Annotated in this window: 16 protein-coding genes and 2 pseudogenes; 11 read left to right on the forward strand and 7 right to left on the reverse strand. The window is 43.9% G+C overall.

Features of this window, described 5'->3' with window-relative positions; genetic code table 11:
* Entirely contained in the window at positions 1 to 1,899 is a 1,899-nt protein-coding gene (locus tag NF543_RS22010) for a right-handed parallel beta-helix repeat-containing protein (protein WP_257670361.1), read from the forward strand.
* Positions 1,900 to 2,446: 547 nt separating this feature from the next.
* Here the strand turns inward: NF543_RS22010 and NF543_RS22015 are convergent.
* A pseudogene (locus tag NF543_RS22015) lies at positions 2,447 to 2,545 on the reverse strand (winged helix-turn-helix transcriptional regulator); the annotation flags it as partial.
* A 33-nt stretch (positions 2,546 to 2,578) separates the two neighbouring features.
* Positions 2,579 to 2,935 (reverse strand): winged helix-turn-helix transcriptional regulator, encoded by a 357-nt coding sequence (locus NF543_RS22020; protein ID WP_257670362.1) that lies wholly within the window; start codon positions 2,933 to 2,935, stop codon positions 2,579 to 2,581.
* Positions 2,936 to 3,044: 109 nt separating this feature from the next.
* Here NF543_RS22020 and NF543_RS22025 point away from each other — a divergent pair, with 109 nt between their 5' ends.
* Positions 3,045 to 3,533: a dihydrofolate reductase family protein gene (locus NF543_RS22025; protein ID WP_257670363.1), complete on the forward strand. Its 489-nt coding sequence runs from the start codon at positions 3,045 to 3,047 to the stop codon at positions 3,531 to 3,533.
* Positions 3,534 to 3,677: 144 nt separating this feature from the next.
* Entirely contained in the window at positions 3,678 to 3,980 is a 303-nt protein-coding gene (locus NF543_RS22030) for an FtsB family cell division protein (protein WP_257670364.1), read from the forward strand.
* A gap of 55 nt (positions 3,981 to 4,035) precedes the next feature.
* Here the strand turns inward: NF543_RS22030 and NF543_RS22035 are convergent, their stop codons facing one another.
* Positions 4,036 to 4,923, reverse strand: coding sequence for a DUF3078 domain-containing protein (locus NF543_RS22035; protein WP_257670365.1), 888 nt, complete (start codon positions 4,921 to 4,923; stop codon positions 4,036 to 4,038).
* A gap of 116 nt (positions 4,924 to 5,039) precedes the next feature.
* On the opposite strand from NF543_RS22035, the gene rlmH reads away from it, so the two are divergent.
* Positions 5,040 to 5,513, forward strand: a complete 474-nt coding sequence (rlmH, locus tag NF543_RS22040; protein ID WP_257670366.1) for a 23S rRNA (pseudouridine(1915)-N(3))-methyltransferase RlmH — start codon at positions 5,040 to 5,042, stop codon at positions 5,511 to 5,513.
* A 93-nt stretch (positions 5,514 to 5,606) separates the two neighbouring features.
* Here rlmH and NF543_RS22045 read toward each other — a convergent pair whose 3' ends face one another.
* From NF543_RS22045 to NF543_RS22060, 4 genes are all read right to left on the reverse strand, one after another.
* Positions 5,607 to 6,536 carry a M48 family metallopeptidase gene (locus NF543_RS22045; RefSeq protein ID WP_257670367.1) on the reverse strand — a complete coding sequence of 310 codons (930 nt, stop codon included), beginning with the start codon at positions 6,534 to 6,536 and terminating at the stop codon, positions 5,607 to 5,609.
* Between the two features lie 35 nt (positions 6,537 to 6,571).
* Positions 6,572 to 7,135, reverse strand: coding sequence for a LemA family protein (locus NF543_RS22050; RefSeq protein ID WP_257670368.1), 564 nt, complete (start codon positions 7,133 to 7,135; stop codon positions 6,572 to 6,574).
* A 354-nt stretch (positions 7,136 to 7,489) separates the two neighbouring features.
* The gene (locus NF543_RS22055) at positions 7,490 to 7,918 is read right to left on the reverse strand and encodes a DUF5606 family protein (protein ID WP_257670369.1); all 429 of its coding nucleotides are present in this window, start codon (positions 7,916 to 7,918) and stop codon (positions 7,490 to 7,492) included.
* Between the two features lie 55 nt (positions 7,919 to 7,973).
* Positions 7,974 to 8,411: a peptidylprolyl isomerase gene (locus NF543_RS22060; protein ID WP_257670370.1), complete on the reverse strand. Its 438-nt coding sequence runs from the start codon at positions 8,409 to 8,411 to the stop codon at positions 7,974 to 7,976.
* A gap of 174 nt (positions 8,412 to 8,585) precedes the next feature.
* Between NF543_RS22060 and radC the strand changes: the two genes are divergently transcribed.
* From radC to pheT, 7 genes and pseudogenes are all read left to right on the forward strand, one after another.
* Positions 8,586 to 9,281, forward strand: a complete 696-nt coding sequence (gene radC, locus NF543_RS22065; RefSeq protein WP_257670371.1) for a RadC family protein — start codon at positions 8,586 to 8,588, stop codon at positions 9,279 to 9,281.
* 171 nt (positions 9,282 to 9,452) lie between these two features.
* A complete protein-coding gene (locus NF543_RS22070) occupies positions 9,453 to 9,839 on the forward strand; it encodes a GtrA family protein (protein WP_257670372.1) in 387 nt (128 codons plus the stop codon).
* Between the two features lie 136 nt (positions 9,840 to 9,975).
* Positions 9,976 to 10,419 carry a hypothetical protein gene (locus NF543_RS22075; RefSeq protein ID WP_257670373.1) on the forward strand — a complete coding sequence of 148 codons (444 nt, stop codon included), beginning with the start codon at positions 9,976 to 9,978 and terminating at the stop codon, positions 10,417 to 10,419.
* Between the two features lie 751 nt (positions 10,420 to 11,170).
* The gene (locus NF543_RS22080; RefSeq protein ID WP_257670374.1) at positions 11,171 to 11,425 is read left to right on the forward strand and encodes a hypothetical protein; all 255 of its coding nucleotides are present in this window, start codon (positions 11,171 to 11,173) and stop codon (positions 11,423 to 11,425) included.
* 92 nt (positions 11,426 to 11,517) lie between these two features.
* Positions 11,518 to 11,814: a transposase gene (locus NF543_RS22085; protein ID WP_257670375.1), complete on the forward strand. Its 297-nt coding sequence runs from the start codon at positions 11,518 to 11,520 to the stop codon at positions 11,812 to 11,814.
* A pseudogene (locus tag NF543_RS22090) lies at positions 11,811 to 12,563 on the forward strand (IS5 family transposase). Before NF543_RS22085 ends, NF543_RS22090 begins: the two are co-directional and overlap by 4 nt.
* Before the next feature lie 314 nt (positions 12,564 to 12,877).
* Positions 12,878 to 15,277 (forward strand): phenylalanine--tRNA ligase subunit beta, encoded by a 2,400-nt coding sequence (gene pheT, locus NF543_RS22095; RefSeq protein ID WP_257670376.1) that lies wholly within the window; start codon positions 12,878 to 12,880, stop codon positions 15,275 to 15,277.
* The last annotated feature ends 114 nt before the right edge of the window (positions 15,278 to 15,391 follow it).

Below are 15,391 nucleotides of genomic sequence, written 5' to 3' on the forward strand. Positions count from 1 at the left end.
ATGAAAACTCGCACAAAAAACAACCATTGGACAAAATCAGTGACCTTGGCGGTCACCACCGTGCTCTTACTGACGATGCCATGCTTCGCGGTAGATTACTTTGTAGACCCAGTGTCCGGCAACGACAGTAACGCAGGCACATCTACCGGAAATGCGTGGAAGAACCTCGACAATGTGATCGCGACAAAATCTTTTGCTTCCGGTGATGTGATCTATTTAATGGATGGCGATCATGGTGTCGTTACCCTGAAGAAACGGAATACGGGTTATGTACAAGTTAAAAAGTACGCATCGCATAGCCCCCGGATCCGAACCCTGAAGGTAAGGGGCGGGGCGTACTGGACATTTGACGGGATTGACTTCCATGCAGGCACCCCACCGGCCAACCCGGCTAATAATCAGCTTGTACACCCTGTTTCGCCGGTTTACGCATCGTCACTGATCCAGATTACCAAAAACTATGACGATGACAGTGTGCCGAGCTATTTAACATTCACGCATTGTAATGTTTACTCCGCTGCGAATACAGCGTCTTGGGCCATCGCGGACTGGCGGGAAAACGTATGGAATGGGGTGGTCATTTATAATTATGCCGAACGGATCACCTTTGATAGCTGCCACGTCTATAATGTAAACTTTGCTTTTGCAGCAAATGGAGGCTTTAATGAACCCGGTGTACGGCATATTGTTGTCAGGAACTCTACCATAGAAAATTTTTCAGCCGATGGGCTTCAAATCTTTTGCTCAAATGCTCATATCGAAAGAAATATAATCCGGAACGCCTATATCATCTCTGGTAATCACTATGATATGATACAGGGAACCGCGACCAATACCGTGAATGGCGAAACCGTATCAACATCAGTGACCCTCCGGAGAAATCTGCTCATTGATGCTACGGCGGATCGAATTGCGAATGACATGACACCTCAAGGGAAAGTGCAAGGTATTGGCTGTTTTGACGGATGGTTTGTGAATTGGCGTATCGACAACAACATCGTAGCCAACAACAATCCACATGGTATATCCTTATTAGGTGGCAAAGACAGTTATGTGGTTAATAATACGGTTGTGCGTAATCCACATACCTATGGCGCCACGAATGAACAGCCGTTTATCCTGCTGGAACCCTATAAAAGCAATGCAAATTTTCCCAGTACCAATAACTATGTGGTCAATAACATCGCTGAGGTTATAAAAAATTGGTCGAAAGACCCAGACTCTACAAATACCTTTAGCAACAACTATGCTCCTGCAGCAGGTGGACCGTTTCCATATACCCAGACGTTTGTTAATTACGCAGCATACAACTTTAGGTTAGCACCTACGGCAGGTTGGGTGTATGAACAAGGCATGATGGATAGTCATATACACAACAAAGATTATGACGGGGTGACCAGGACCATTCCATACGATATCGGAGCCTTCGAAACCTCCTCGGGTAACTCCCTGGGAGCGGTCACTATTCATTCAGCCAATATGAGAAATGGCCGTCTGGATGTGAGTTGGAAGGTGAATGACGTGCGTGTTCGTGTGCTGAGGTATGAAGTGGAACTGTCCAAACAGGATGGTGATTTTGAAAAAGTGGGGGAGCTACGGCCTGATCAAGGAGGGAGGCTATCGGAACGCTTTGACCTTTCCATTCCGATCGGAGGCGGTGCGATGTTGGTGAGCGCGATCGTGTTGTTACCGTTGGTTTTCCGGCGGCGGGATCACCGTAAAAACAATCGAAAGGTTGGGTTCATTCTGTTGCTGTCGGGTGTTTTACTGAGCCTGACGATTTGGTCGTGTGAAAAGCGCACGGAAGGATGGGACGAAGGGGCCATGGAGGTTAGGATTGTCAGTTTTTACGACGACAACACAAAAGACTATTCAGCACCCGTATCGGTGCGCCCGTGATGGCAGGCGGATTTGTTCTATCCGTAGTCATCAGGCAAATTGGTGATCAAGAAGAGATTTATCGTAGTTGTACGTAGGTAATCTTTGTCGTGGATTATATAAAGGTCGGGAGAAAACTAGTTGGCTGTTAGTCGGATAGTGGGAACTTTTCGTGGCTTTTCAGCGCTTTTTGTGGAGTATTTGAGAAGAAATTTTGATTAACTGGTTTACAGATAAATAATTACAGCAGTTTTTTCGCTTGCTGCATCCGGTAGCTCACGATGACATCAAGTACCTTGAGTTCCTACTCGGCTATGCTCCACCAAACCCCTTCTCACTTTTTTATCCAGGCTCTGGAAGATTCGGAAATTTTGGAAGTGAACTACAATAAGTGGCTTCAGCTGCAAAATAACAACCCTTTTTGGAATAAGTTTCTGTGTCAGTCAATTAAAAATATTGAAGCTGTTTCATCTGTTTATTTTTAATTTTCAATGGCCAGATGGAACCTTTGATGATTAAAAATAATCATTCCCCTGTGGGTTTAATGATTATTTTAATCATGTCGGTTTCATATAATCTTTTTATGTCGGTTTCCCCAAGCTTCCAGTTCTTTTACAATGGGGTCGAGTTCCCGGGTAATTGGCGTCAGTTCGTACTCTACCTTTGGGGGTACTTCNTGATTATTTTAATCATGTCGGTTTCATATAATCTTTTTATGTCGGTTTCCCCAAGCTTCCAGTTCTTTTACAATGGGGTCGAGTTCCCGGGTAATTGGCGTCAGTTCGTACTCTACCTTTGGGGGTACTTCGGCGTGGACGATACGTGTTATCAGTTTGTTAGCTTCCATCTTCCGTAATTGATAGGTGAGCATTCGTTCTGTAATACCGGGAACACTTTTTTTTAACTCGCAGAAACGCAACTTCCCATTTTCCAAAGCGCAACAGATCGCCAGCGTCCACAGACCACTAAGAAGTTGAGTGGCATAGATGATGGAACAGCAGGAAGACAGGTTCTGCTTGTTTTCATGGTTGGTAGAGCTTTCCTTTATTTTAGTCATTGCTTACATTAATGTTAGTGACATACAATGGGTCGTTAATATACAAAATTGTTAGCGTTTTTTTAGTTTTACAATGAAAATAAATCAGAAATCAAAGAAAATAGGACAAATGAAGATAATTCTCTATGCCGGACTAACGGCAAACGGTAACTATGGTAGTAGTGATTCAGGTCAAATGCCAAAACAAGAAGAGTTAGATGACCTCTTCTCACACGCAATGGAAGCAGGTAATATCGTTTTAGGCCGCAGATCGTATGAAATATTTGGGGAGGAATTAAATCAAAACGGCCTCGATGTAGTTGTGGTGTCAACAAGTAAGATGTTCGAAGGGATAAAAACAGTCGGATCTCCCCAAGAAATGTTGGATTATTTGAATAAAAAGGGATATAAGCAAGCCTTCGTGGTGGGAGGTGTTACTTTACACAATTCCCTACTTACCAAAGACTTGGTAAATGAAATGTACATTAACATTAATCCATACATAGCAGAGGGGTTAGATTTAAGGCCAACTGACGGAAAGTACCGAGACCTTGAGTTGCTCGGTCATAAGCACATTGGCGGAAATATTATACAGATTCAGTATAAAATGAACGGTTAACATAGGTCAATGCAGGCTTGCTGCAAGCGGCAATTGTCCAAATTAACGCTGCTTCTTAGCGGCAGCCGAGTAGACCGATAACTTGGCTTTTTTACGCAACTAATTATATTTGCATAAAAACGCAAATTTAGCTAAGTTTGTATTATGGAACGTGTATTGACCGTCATCAAAAACAAATACATCATTGCTGGTATTGCATTCGCTATATGGATGCTTTTTTTTGACCGGCATGATATCACCACTCAATACGGCTATTATACCCAGCTAAAAGGGTTGAAGGCCGAAAAAGCATTCTATACTACAGAGATTGAGCGTGTGAACAAGACCGTCTACGACTTAAACACGAACCCTCAGGAATTGCAACGGATGGCGCGTGAGAAGTATAAGATGAAAAAGGAAAATGAGGACGTTTTCGTCATCATTGAACAGGAGGAAGACAAAAAATAATAAACCTCATAGGTTTCACATAGCTTATATGTAAAAGACTATGAGGTTTGTTGGTTTAAAACTTATAGGTGAGACCTACACCTAATATCTGCCTTACCTGCAAGGCGGGTCGTCCAGGATCATTAACAACATCTTCCCTAGGAATCAAGGTATTATCATCATACAGAAGCTGTACACCGGCGTTGACCGAAATGTAATTATTCACCTTCATAAATAGGTTGAGCGTATAGTCCACATCCACGTTCTGCGGGTCTTCGAGATAATTCGAATATAATTTGAGGATGTTTTCCACACTTACATTTTCCATCAGGTCGACCTTGTAATAGGCATCGAACGCAGCACCGAATTCAAAACCCGATGTCGCACCGGGGTCAACACCGAACGCGCCTATACTCGAAAGCGAATCTTGGGTGACGAAAATGAAACGCGCAGCGGCAGGGGAGAGGTTGAAGCGGAAATTGTCTGACCGCTTATAGGCAAAACCGGGGCCGAAGCTTAGGTAAGCGGGAGCAAACGACGTGGAAATCAATGTACGGTTATTGTCGGCATCATAATGGAAACCATCTGTGAATTGCGTGTTGAAATTCATGTAAAACGTATAAAGCCAGTGTTTCGCAGCTTCGTAACCCAATAAGCTGTTCAAGACGATGCGGTCATCGTTTTTACGCCACCCAAAGTCTTTTTGTTTGGTAAGGCCATAGGCGGCGATGGCCTTATTATCCCAGCTCCACTTTCCCTTTTTGTAATTGAAGTCGTAATTTAAAACAAGGCTGGTGGCAAATGAATTGATACCCCCGGCAGCCCAATTGGAAAATGAGCTTTGGTTAAGGAGAAAGGTGTTTTCACCTGAAATTTTCCACGTAGTGTCCGATGTGCTTTCCTGGGCATCGGCTCCCAAAGACAAGGCAAAGGCCACCATCAATAGTGATAGTAGTTTTTTCATGATAAATGATTTTTTAAATGTTAATAACTGTAAAAATAAGTGAAAAAACGCAAAATAAGTGCCAAAAACTGAACAGATTGCTTTTTACAGCGGGTATTTTTCCCTTGATTTGCAAAATGAAGGTAACATTATTGTGCATCGGCAAAACGGATGAAGGGTATCTCGCCACAGGAATCGAAAAGTTCTTACTCAGGTTGAAGCATTATGTCAACTTCAGTATGGTGGCCATTCCCGATATCAAAAACAGTAAGCACCTGAGCATCGATCAACAGCGGGCAAAGGAGGCGGTTTTGATCATGAAGCAATTGTCGTCCAGCGACCAAGTGGTGTTGTTGGATGAGCGGGGGAAGGAGTTCCGTTCGGTTGAGTTTGCAGGTTACCTCAATAAGCTCATGGTGGGCGGCGCGCAACATGTCGTATTTGTCGTGGGTGGCCCTTACGGCTTTGACGATGTAGTTTACCAGCGGGCTAATGGCAAAATTTCTTTGTCCAAGATGACTTTTTCACATCAGATGGTTCGATTATTCGTTGTCGAACAACTATATAGAGCTTTCAGTATACTGAAAGGGGGACCTTATCATCATGAATGAGATTTTAGATTTTAGATTTACGATTTTAGATTATTGATAACTTGTTTGCCTTTATTTGGCATCAATGCTGCCTTCGGTGGCATTCCCGGCTCATCAAAAATTTTCCAGTATCCGGATACGATCTTCAATAGGTGGATGGGTTGCAAATAGGTTATTCAATGAAAAGGAGCCCTTCCGCTTGGGCTTCGGGTGTTCGATGAAAAGCTGGGCCACATCTTCGTTTTTGACGGCCTCAATATGTGGGTTTGCCGCGATTTTCCTAAGTGCGGAGGCCAGGGCTGCCGGGTCTTTGGTCATTTCTGCCGCACCGGCATCGGCCATGTATTCCCTTTTGCGGGATATGCCAAATTTCAGCAACAAGGAAAGGAAGTAAGCGACTGCGGAGACCACTATGACGACAATTAGAACCACCCCCCCGTTGTTGTTTTTCCCCGATCGTCTACCTAAGCCGCGATATAGAAACGAGCGGAAGGCGACTTGGCTCACAAAGGCAAATATGCCCACGAAAATGATGGAGATGATCAGCAATCGGGTATCCCGATTGCGGATATGCGCTAGTTCATGGGCAATGACGGATTCCAATTCGGCATCATCCAGTGTGTTGATTATACCCCTTGATAGGGTGATGGTATATGTTTTCTCGTTGATGCCACTGGCATAGGCATTGAGCGAAGGATCCTCGATAACACATACGTGGGGCATTTTCATCCCTTGTGAAATGCTAAGGTTTTCCACCAGGTTATACACCCGCTTATTTTCACGGCGTTGCAAGGGTTGAGCACCTGTAGCCATGCGGATCATGGCTGAATTGGCAAAGTAGGCGATAGCGAACCATATGGATATACCAATGATCACGAAGGGCAGGGATTGCATGAATGCAGCAGTGCTAGCCGCTGTGTCATTGCCCGAAAAGAACAGGATGGCGTATACCATAGCCAACAGTAATACGGGGAATAACATCAACAGCAGGATGGAATTGCGGTTGTTGTTGCGTATTTGAGTTTGGATGCCGAGATAAGCCATTACATATCAATAAATCAACGGTTTTATGCTGCCCGTTAAAAATTGATTTGTGGGGGTTCATCCATGCTCGTCCGTTGCTCGGTGCTGAGTTCATACATCGGTTGGCGGGTATATCCAAAGGCACCGGCAATGAGGTTGGAAGGGAATGATTCCACTGCGGTATTCAATTCCCGGGTAGTCCCGTTGAAATAACGCCGCGAGGCCGCCAATTTATTCTCGATGTCAGAGATTTCCTCCTGCAATTGCAGGAAATTGGTGTTTGCCTTTAAATCGGGATAGGCCTCTACTTGTACCCGTAAACCTTGCAGTGCTTGGGTGAGCTGTGAATCCGCTTGGATCTTGTCATTGATGCTGCCGGCGCCCATTACGGCGGCACGGGCTTGCGTCACACGTTCCAAGAGTTCTCTTTCGTGAGTGGCATACCCCTTTACGGTGTTCACCAGTTGTGGAACGAGGTCATTGCGTTGGCGGAGCTGCACATCAATATCTGCAAAAGCGTTTTCACGGTTGTTCTTCATGCCCACAAGGCGGTTGTACAGGCCGATGACCCAAAATACAACGATGAGTACGATGACTCCCAATACGATTAATGCGATCATAGTTGTTTAGAATTGTTTCGTTATTCGGGAATAAATATAATGAGTTTTGATGAGATAATATGGAATTTTATTCGAAGTGTTATGGAAAAGCATTAATTTTAACATCAAAACATTACACGATAGCAATTGTTATTTATTAGCGTATATGAAACTTCCAAAGACAAGAAATTACCGTTACAAAGGAGCTGATACATCCAAGGAACAGCGGACGTTCTGGATAATGGTCGTGATTGGCATTGCGATTATGGCTGCCATCATTTTTTTGTTTTGAAGATTCCATCATGGATACCTAAGAAAAATAGCCCCATCATATCTTGATGCGGCTATTTTATTATGCTGGTTTCAACATTTACTTCATTCCTCGTTTTCCGGTTGCTCATGCTCATCCAAAGGAGCAGGTGCTTCTTCGCTGAACAGCGGCAATTCTTTAATGATGTTGTACCAGTTGACTATTTTTTTGATATCTGAAGAATACACACGTTCCTCATCATGTCCGGGAGCCACTTCCCTAAAAAATTCACGCAACGTTTTCCCATCGGATTTAGTAGACGGCAAGTCGCCTTTCTCCTTGATGCGTCCAAGGATGTCTATGAGTTTCAATTCCTCCTCTTCGCCATAAACGGTGATGTCTTCCAAGGTGGCCATTTTGGTGGTCGACAGATTGACTATAGATTTAGCCCGTTGCCCGTCTAGGCTTTCCAGTATAAAACCGGTTTTATTTTGGCCAATTAGTTTGAACAGCCCCGGTTTGCCCGTGACTGATACGAGTGCTCGTAGGTTCATAATGGATTTTTTATAAACCTAACAGGTTTCGAAAAACCTGCCAGGTTTTTGGTTTTTACTCCTCAATAATATCAATTCCCAAAATTTTGTCGCCCTGGCTGATATCATCTATTGCGTCCACATTTTCCACTACTTTGCCGAAGCATGTGTGGTTGCCATCGAGGTGCGCGGTGTTGGTGCGGCTATGGCAAATGAAAAATTGTGAGCCACCGGTATCGCGTCCACGATGAGCCATGGATAGCACGCCTCTGTCGTGGTATTGGTTTCCACCGTCCAGCTCACATTGGATGGAATACCCTGGTCCCCCGGCGCCTGTTCCGGTTGGGTCGCCCCCTTGGATGACGAAATCCGGTATCACCCGATGGAAGGTTACCCCATCGTAGTAGCCAGATTTGGCAAGCTTCAAGAAATTGGCCACGGTGCCCGGGGCATCCGTGTCATAAAACTGCACCGTCAGGTCGCCCTTTTCGGTTTTAATAATTGCTTTGCTCATTTAACTTTTTATTGTTCGGATTGCAAAGATAGGGTTTTGTGGTAAATAGCAGGAACGAAATGTAAGAGGACTGTATTAGGGGATTGTTATTGATGTGCACTCATCCTTGCAAAACCAAACTGTTTTCACTACTTTTGATGGTCTATTGAGACAACCTTTAATCCTTAGCGTATCATGGATAACCTATCGAGAGTAACCATCAAAGCATGGGCAGAAGCTGATCGCCCACGCGAAAAACTATTGGAGCAAGGCCGGAGGGCGCTTACCGATGCCGAACTGTTGGCCATTTTAATCGGAAGTGGCTCGCATGATGAATCAGCAGTAACGCTTTGCAGACGTATCCTTCATGATGTAGACAACGACCTGCATGCGCTTTCGCGCCTCTCGGTAACTGAATTATGCAAGTATAAAGGAATAGGTGAAGCCAAAGCCATCAGTATCGTGGCGGCGCTTGAGTTGGGCAGGCGCAGGAAAGAGCAGAAGGAGGAAGAACGGCCGGTATTGAACAGCAGTAAGCGTGTCTATGAATATCTGACGCATGTTTATGAAGATTTATACCACGAGGAATTTTGGGTGTTATTTCTTAGTGGGGGCTGCAAGCTGATTAACAAACAATTGATTGGTAGGGGTGGCAATGATTTTACCCCCGTAGATGTCAAGCAGGTTCTGCGCCTTGCTTTGGAATTCCGCGCCACAAGCGTAATTTTGACTCATAACCATCCATCGGGCTCAATCAAGCCCAGCAACATGGATATCCAAATCACGAATAAATTATTGAAAGCGTCCAAACTGCTCGATTTCTCGATCAATGACCATGTGATTTTCACGAATTCGGGCTATTATAGCTTTAGGGACAGTGGATTGTTGTGAGTTGGGAAGTCTGAAAGCTGGGAAGCCGATAAGTTTGAAAGTTGGAACGCGGATATTGCAACCACTCCATATTATAAACTGTTGTAATTTAAAAAAATAGATGCCGAAATTCCCCGATTTCTCACTATATTGCAACATTGTAGGGGCGTGAATTAATTAGCTTGACAGGCTTTGCTTGTATACTTACTGGTACTGCAGTTTTTCAAATTCGGCTTAGTAGGTTTTATCGGTCTTTGCATCGACTTCAGCATTACCTATATACTTAAAGAGAAGCTTTTATGGAATAAATTTATCGCTAATGCTGTTGGGTTTTCTGTAGCTGTTGTTAGCAATTACGTCCTTAACAGAATATGGACTTTTGAAAGTAGCGATTCAAGAGTTATACGACAACTACTTCTATTCGGCGGAATCAGTTTATTGGGATTGGGAATAAATACATTTATTCTACATTTCCTCCACCAGCGAAAAGAGATCGATTTTTATATCAGCAAATTTATAGCGGTGGTTGTCGTATTCTGCTGGAATTTTTTCATCAATGCAACTATTACTTTCACATGAGTTTTCATCAATTAATCTAGCATCACCCAAGAAACATTCAAGAAAGTAACGCTGCAACAACCCTACTTGTAATTTTGGTGTAACTATCTATAAGTCAATTGTGAAATGCAGAAAGTTCAATAAAAACTAAATAGCCATGAAAAGTATAGTAATAATAGTATTATTTTCAATCAGCCACACAGGGTTTTCACAAATATACGATAATGATTCGATGTCAATGACGCTCAGTCAATTGGTGTCTTATAAAGTTGACTACGAAAAGTTCAAGCGGGATGCCGAATTAAATCCGGAACGGTATTCAAAGAGTAGAGATTCTGTATACGCTGCATACATTGCCCAATGCAATAAAATTAAAAGTAAACCCGACCAGTATTTAAGGTATATCGATTCCGCACTTCAAAGAACAGAGTTATCCGAAGAACACTTATTCTATAATTTTGTAAACATGACCATACAATTTGACGCCAATAAATACCTTATTTCTAAACGAGATTTGTATTTAGTAATTAAGTATAGCTTGCTCGTACAAAACGAAGATGTATTACCTGAATTTCTGAAAGGAAGTCTACCACGCAATTAAGAACAATCACCAATAGCATTTAAAATTGCATTTAAGTATTCGAACGGCAGTTTATTTGTATCTACTGTTTTTTGCAACAGGAAATTGGTTGATACCGTGCAAGCGGCGAAAATGCGGAATACCCTTTTGTCTATCCGCTTGCAACCGACCCTCTTCTCCAACACCTTCGGAAGCTTACGGCCTTCGCTGCGCTGTCAGGTATAAGCTATTGCAGCATCCACTCTACGAACTACATGTTTTTAGCTCAATAATATTCTTATAATTCTGCGGGACCAGCTTGGCTACTTTTCTGTGGTTTATAGCCATGATGTTTTTCAGTGTATATTTCAGCCATTGGAATGGATTTACCTCGTGAGCTTCACCATCTTGTTAGCTTCCAATGGCATTCAAGGGGTATTCTCTTTAAATAGTATTTTAGGTGTGTTGTTTTGCCTCCGGCGGCGTTCGCCACGTGGCAGGTAAAGGTTGATCAAAAAGTCAAACTATATTTGTATTTTTGGGTAGGTTTAGGTTGATAGCCCCTAATCCCATTGGGGCGACCCCTGTCGAAAGGCGGGGTTTTTTCAAGAAGTCAAAAGAGCGAGGACTACCAGCTCGCCACCCCGGGACTACTACACCGGGGTTATTTTCTGTCTCAAGCTGTATCAAATAACGACCGTTTCCTGTTACAAATTCCCTATTGATAAATTCTACTGATTTATTCTGTTTTGTTGTTTCAAAAACTTGTAACATTAATCAATGTTTCTTAAATTTGATTCTAACGTTAATTGAAACAATTGAGAAGCTGAAAGCTGTGGATATAGAAACAGTCGAACAACTTCAAAAAATGGGGGGGAAAGTTTTGAACCTCGATGTTTTCACTTTTGGTGACAAAATGGATATTGTAAACTTCATGGCTGAAAGGAATATTTCATTTGATCTCGAAACCAGGGAAGTTGCATTTGTGGTAGATGGGATCAAGTGTATTGGATTAATTGATGCTACTTCAAGAGAATCTGAAAGTTAAAGATCTGCCAGCATCAACTTAAGGGAACTTCTAAAAACCTAAATTACTGAAATGCCCTTATAATTGTGTATCTTTGGGTATACGAAAAACCCATGAAAAACATCAATCCCCTTGGCTTATTTGATGATTATTTTTTAACCCAAAAGCTCAGTAAACTAGGCAATCCCCTGGAAAAATTAGACCGTCATATAGATTGGAAAATATTCGAACAGACTGTTAACCAACCGATTGAAGGTAATCCTGACAAAGGAAATAAAGGAGGTCGTCCCCCTTATGACAGACTGATGCTATTCAAGGCACTGGTCATCCAGAGCCTGTACAACCTTTCGGATGAACAGCTGGAATACCAGATCCTGGACAGGACGAGCTTCAAGATTTTTTTGGACTGAAAAAAAGTGACCGTGTTCCGGACAGCAGGACATATTGGCATTTCAGGGAGCAGTTGATATCATCGGGTTCCATCGAATCCCTTTTTGCCGCCTTCAATGCCCAACTGGACAGGTCCGGGGTGTTTGCCAATGAGGGAAAGATGGTTGATGCCAGCTTTGTGGAGGCTCCAAGACAACGCAACACCAGGGAGGAGAACAAACAGATCAAAGAAGGCAAACTCCCCGCGGAGTGGGAGAAGACCCCCAATAAGATGGCACAGAAGGATACGGATGCACGCTGGACCAAGAAGAACAATGTCAGTTTTTACGGGTACAAAAACCATATAAAGGCCGATACCAAAACCAAACTGATCCGGAAATATGCCGTCACAGATGCCTCTGTGCACGATTCGCAGGTTGTCGGCGAATTGCTGGATGCCACAGACCAGGGGCAGGAGTTCTATGTGGACAGTGCTTATACGGGCAAAGGGGCCTAAGAGGTTTAGGCCCAAAAGAAGGTGGTGGACAGGGTTAACGAGAAAGGGTACAAAAACAGACCGCTGACCGAAGTCCAGAAAGAATCCAACCGGAAAAAGTCCAAAGTGAGGGCAAGGGTGGAGCATATTTTCGGTTTTGTGGAGAACAGTATGAACGGATCTTGCATCCGGACTATAGGAATGGCAAGGGCAAAGGCAAAAATAGGCATGATGAACATCGTGTACAATATCAGCAGATGTGTACAACTGAAAAAGGTGGTTTCCATGGGATAACTATGCCCAATTCCAACTAAATAAAACATTAAATAACTGATTATTAAGTAAATGTAAAACAACCACAAAAAGTCTCAATTCAATCTTCCCCTTCATTACCGTTTTTGGTAAGACAGGCGGAATCTGGAAAAGGGGTTTTTAGAGGTTCCCTATATGATAATCAGTGTAAATCCGCATGATCTGCAATATCCGTGTTCAATCGTTGCGTGAACCAAATCCGTCACAATCCGCCATATCCGCGCCGTCCGTGTTCAATTACTGTATTTGAGAAACAAGAAAAAAAATCTAAGTTTGCACAAATTCCGAAATCAGGCATGAAGATATCATATAATTGGCTAAAAGACTTTATAGAGACGGAGAAGAGCCCGGGGGAACTATCACATATCCTCACGGACATTGGGCTTGAGGTGGAGTCATTGGAGGTGGTGCAAAGCATTCCCGGCGGCCTTGATGGACTGCTGGTGGGGGAGGTGAAAACTTGTGTCCCCCATCCCAATGCCGATCGCTTGCGGGTAACCACAGTGGATGTAGGTGTTGGTGAGCTGCTTCATATCGTGTGCGGCGCGCCCAATGTGGCGGCTGGACAACGAGTTATCGTGGCCACGGTAGGTACGACCCTTTACCCCAAAACGAGTGAACCCTTTAAAATCAGCAAGTCTAAAATCCGGGGTGAAGTATCAGAAGGAATGATCTGTGCTGAGGACGAAATTGGTTTAGGCCAATCACATGCAGGCATCATGGTTCTCCCAGATGACACGCCAGTTGGTATGCAGGCCAAGGAATTTTTCAATATCCAGGATGACTATGTTTTCGAGATTGGCCTTACACCCAATCGAGCGGACGCGGCCTCACACTTGGGCGTTGCCCGTGATATAGCTGCCTTTTTACGTCGTGGACACCGTTTACCAGATGTTTCGGCTTTTAAGGAAGTCAGCGAAGGGCATGCGTTGGCCGTTGTGGTCGAAGATACCATTGCCTGTCCGCGATACAGCTCGGTAAGCATCAGCGGTGTACAGGTGGGCGAATCACCCAAATGGCTTAAGGAACGGTTGAGTGCCATAGGCGTGCGTCCTATCAATAATGTGGTGGATATCACCAATTATGTGCTGCATGGGCTGGGACAGCCATTGCATGCTTTCGATTCAGATACCTTATCCGGGGGTAAGGTGGTAGTGCGCCCGGCAAGGGCCGGTGAATCATTCATCACCTTGGATGGCGTGGAGCGCAAGCTGCATATCGAGGATCTGATGATTTGCGATGCGGAAAAACCCTTGTGTATCGCTGGAGTATTCGGGGGTGTGCATTCAGGTGTGACGGAAACCACCACCAATGTGTTTCTGGAAAGCGCTTATTTCAATCCAGTGTCTGTACGAAAAACATCGAAAAGGCACGGGCTTAAAACGGATGCTTCATTCCGTTTTGAACGGGGTACCGACCCGGATATCACGATGTTAGCGTTAAAAAGAGCCGCGCTACTTATTGTTGAAGTTGCAGGTGGACATGTATCCACACCGATATCCGATGTATACCCAGTGCCCATACATCCTTTTGTATTTGAAATAAGGTATGCCCAAGTGCAACAGCTCATTGGAAAGGACATTCCTGAAATAGAAATCAGGTCCATCATCGAAGCGTTAGGCATCAAAGTACGCAATGAAGCAACGGGTATACTCACCGTGGAAGTACCGCCATATAAAGTGGATGTGACCCGCGAAGTAGACATCACCGAAGAGGTTTTGCGGATATATGGGTATAACAATATCGAAATCAAACGGCAGATTAAGGCCTCGCTGACCACATCACCCAAACCTGATAAGGAAACGGTGCAAAACCAAGTGGCGGATTTGCTGATTGGCAATGGGTTTCGTGAAATCCTATCCAATTCACTGACTAAGCTGGATTATGCAGATAACCCCGCCTCCGCGGTACGGATTTTGAATCCGTTGAGCACCGACTTGGATACCATGCGGCAAAATCTGCTGTTTTCTGCGCTGGAGGCCGTTGCATATAATCAGAAGCGCAAGCAGCCGGATTTGAAGTTTTTCGAATTTGGCAGTACTTACCATACCCTGGAGGAAGGTTACCTCGAAACGCAGCACCTATCATTGGTCATGACTGGAAGGCAAGTGCCAGAACAGTGGAACCATACCAATAAACCCGTGTCGTTTTACCACCTCAAGGCGGCCGTGGATGCCGTTTTACAACGGTTGAACATCACCGGATTACAGGTAATGGATACACCGGAAATAGGCTATCAATATGGATTGGCATACGGAAAGGGAGTAAAATCATTGGTCACTTTTGGAGCAGTAGACCACACATACCTGCGCAAGACCGACGTAACTGGAGAAGTGTTTTATGCTGATTTCAATTGGGATTTAATACGTAAAGCTATCCGTAAAAACAAAATCACGTACCGTGAAGTATCCAAATTCCCGGCAGTGAGGAGAGATCTTTCCCTATTGATCGATGCTGATGTAAGTTTCGATGCACTAAAAGCCATAGCTGAGAAAACTGAACGTAAGCTGCTTAAAAGTGTCAATGTGTTTGATGTGTACCGGGGCGACAAACTCCCGTCTGGTAAAAAATCCTATGCACTCCAGTTTGTATTACAGGATGAAGAGAAAACACTTAACGACAAGCAAATCGATGCGATAGTTAAGAAATTAATTTATAACTTTGAAAAAGATACAGGTGCGGAAGTGCGAAAGTGAGTTTGATAACCCGCACATTCGCCGTTCGCGGATGCGCCAATTCGCTGTTCATTATTCGCCAATAAACGAATCAGCGAATAAGTGGATAAACGAATAAGCCAATAAACGAATCAG

Source organism: Parapedobacter tibetensis (genome assembly GCF_024704835.1).
GTDB classification, from domain to species: domain Bacteria; phylum Bacteroidota; class Bacteroidia; order Sphingobacteriales; family Sphingobacteriaceae; genus Parapedobacter; species Parapedobacter tibetensis.

Excerpts from the sequence above, each read along its gene's own strand:
- NF543_RS22035 (WP_257670365.1), bottom strand. The coding sequence starts at position 4,923 with ATGAAAAAACTACTATCACTATTGATGGTGGCCTTTGCCTTGTCTTTG.
- NF543_RS22010 (WP_257670361.1), top strand. The coding sequence starts at position 1 with ATGAAAACTCGCACAAAAAACAACCATTGGACAAAATCAGTGACCTTG.
- pheT (WP_257670376.1), top strand. The coding sequence starts at position 12,878 with ATGAAGATATCATATAATTGGCTAAAAGACTTTATAGAGACGGAGAAG.
- NF543_RS22060 (WP_257670370.1), bottom strand. The coding sequence starts at position 8,411 with ATGAGCAAAGCAATTATTAAAACCGAAAAGGGCGACCTGACGGTGCAG.
- NF543_RS22030 (WP_257670364.1), top strand. The coding sequence starts at position 3,678 with ATGGAACGTGTATTGACCGTCATCAAAAACAAATACATCATTGCTGGT.
- rlmH (WP_257670366.1), top strand. The coding sequence starts at position 5,040 with ATGAAGGTAACATTATTGTGCATCGGCAAAACGGATGAAGGGTATCTC.
- NF543_RS22055 (WP_257670369.1), bottom strand. The coding sequence starts at position 7,918 with ATGAACCTACGAGCACTCGTATCAGTCACGGGCAAACCGGGGCTGTTC.
- NF543_RS22085 (WP_257670375.1), top strand. The coding sequence starts at position 11,518 with ATGAAAAACATCAATCCCCTTGGCTTATTTGATGATTATTTTTTAACC.
- NF543_RS22020 (WP_257670362.1), bottom strand. The coding sequence starts at position 2,935 with ATGACTAAAATAAAGGAAAGCTCTACCAACCATGAAAACAAGCAGAAC.
- NF543_RS22075 (WP_257670373.1), top strand. The coding sequence starts at position 9,976 with ATGAAAAGTATAGTAATAATAGTATTATTTTCAATCAGCCACACAGGG.
- NF543_RS22050 (WP_257670368.1), bottom strand. The coding sequence starts at position 7,135 with ATGATCGCATTAATCGTATTGGGAGTCATCGTACTCATCGTTGTATTT.
- radC (WP_257670371.1), top strand. The coding sequence starts at position 8,586 with ATGGATAACCTATCGAGAGTAACCATCAAAGCATGGGCAGAAGCTGAT.
- NF543_RS22045 (WP_257670367.1), bottom strand. The coding sequence starts at position 6,536 with ATGGCTTATCTCGGCATCCAAACTCAAATACGCAACAACAACCGCAAT.
- NF543_RS22025 (WP_257670363.1), top strand. The coding sequence starts at position 3,045 with ATGAAGATAATTCTCTATGCCGGACTAACGGCAAACGGTAACTATGGT.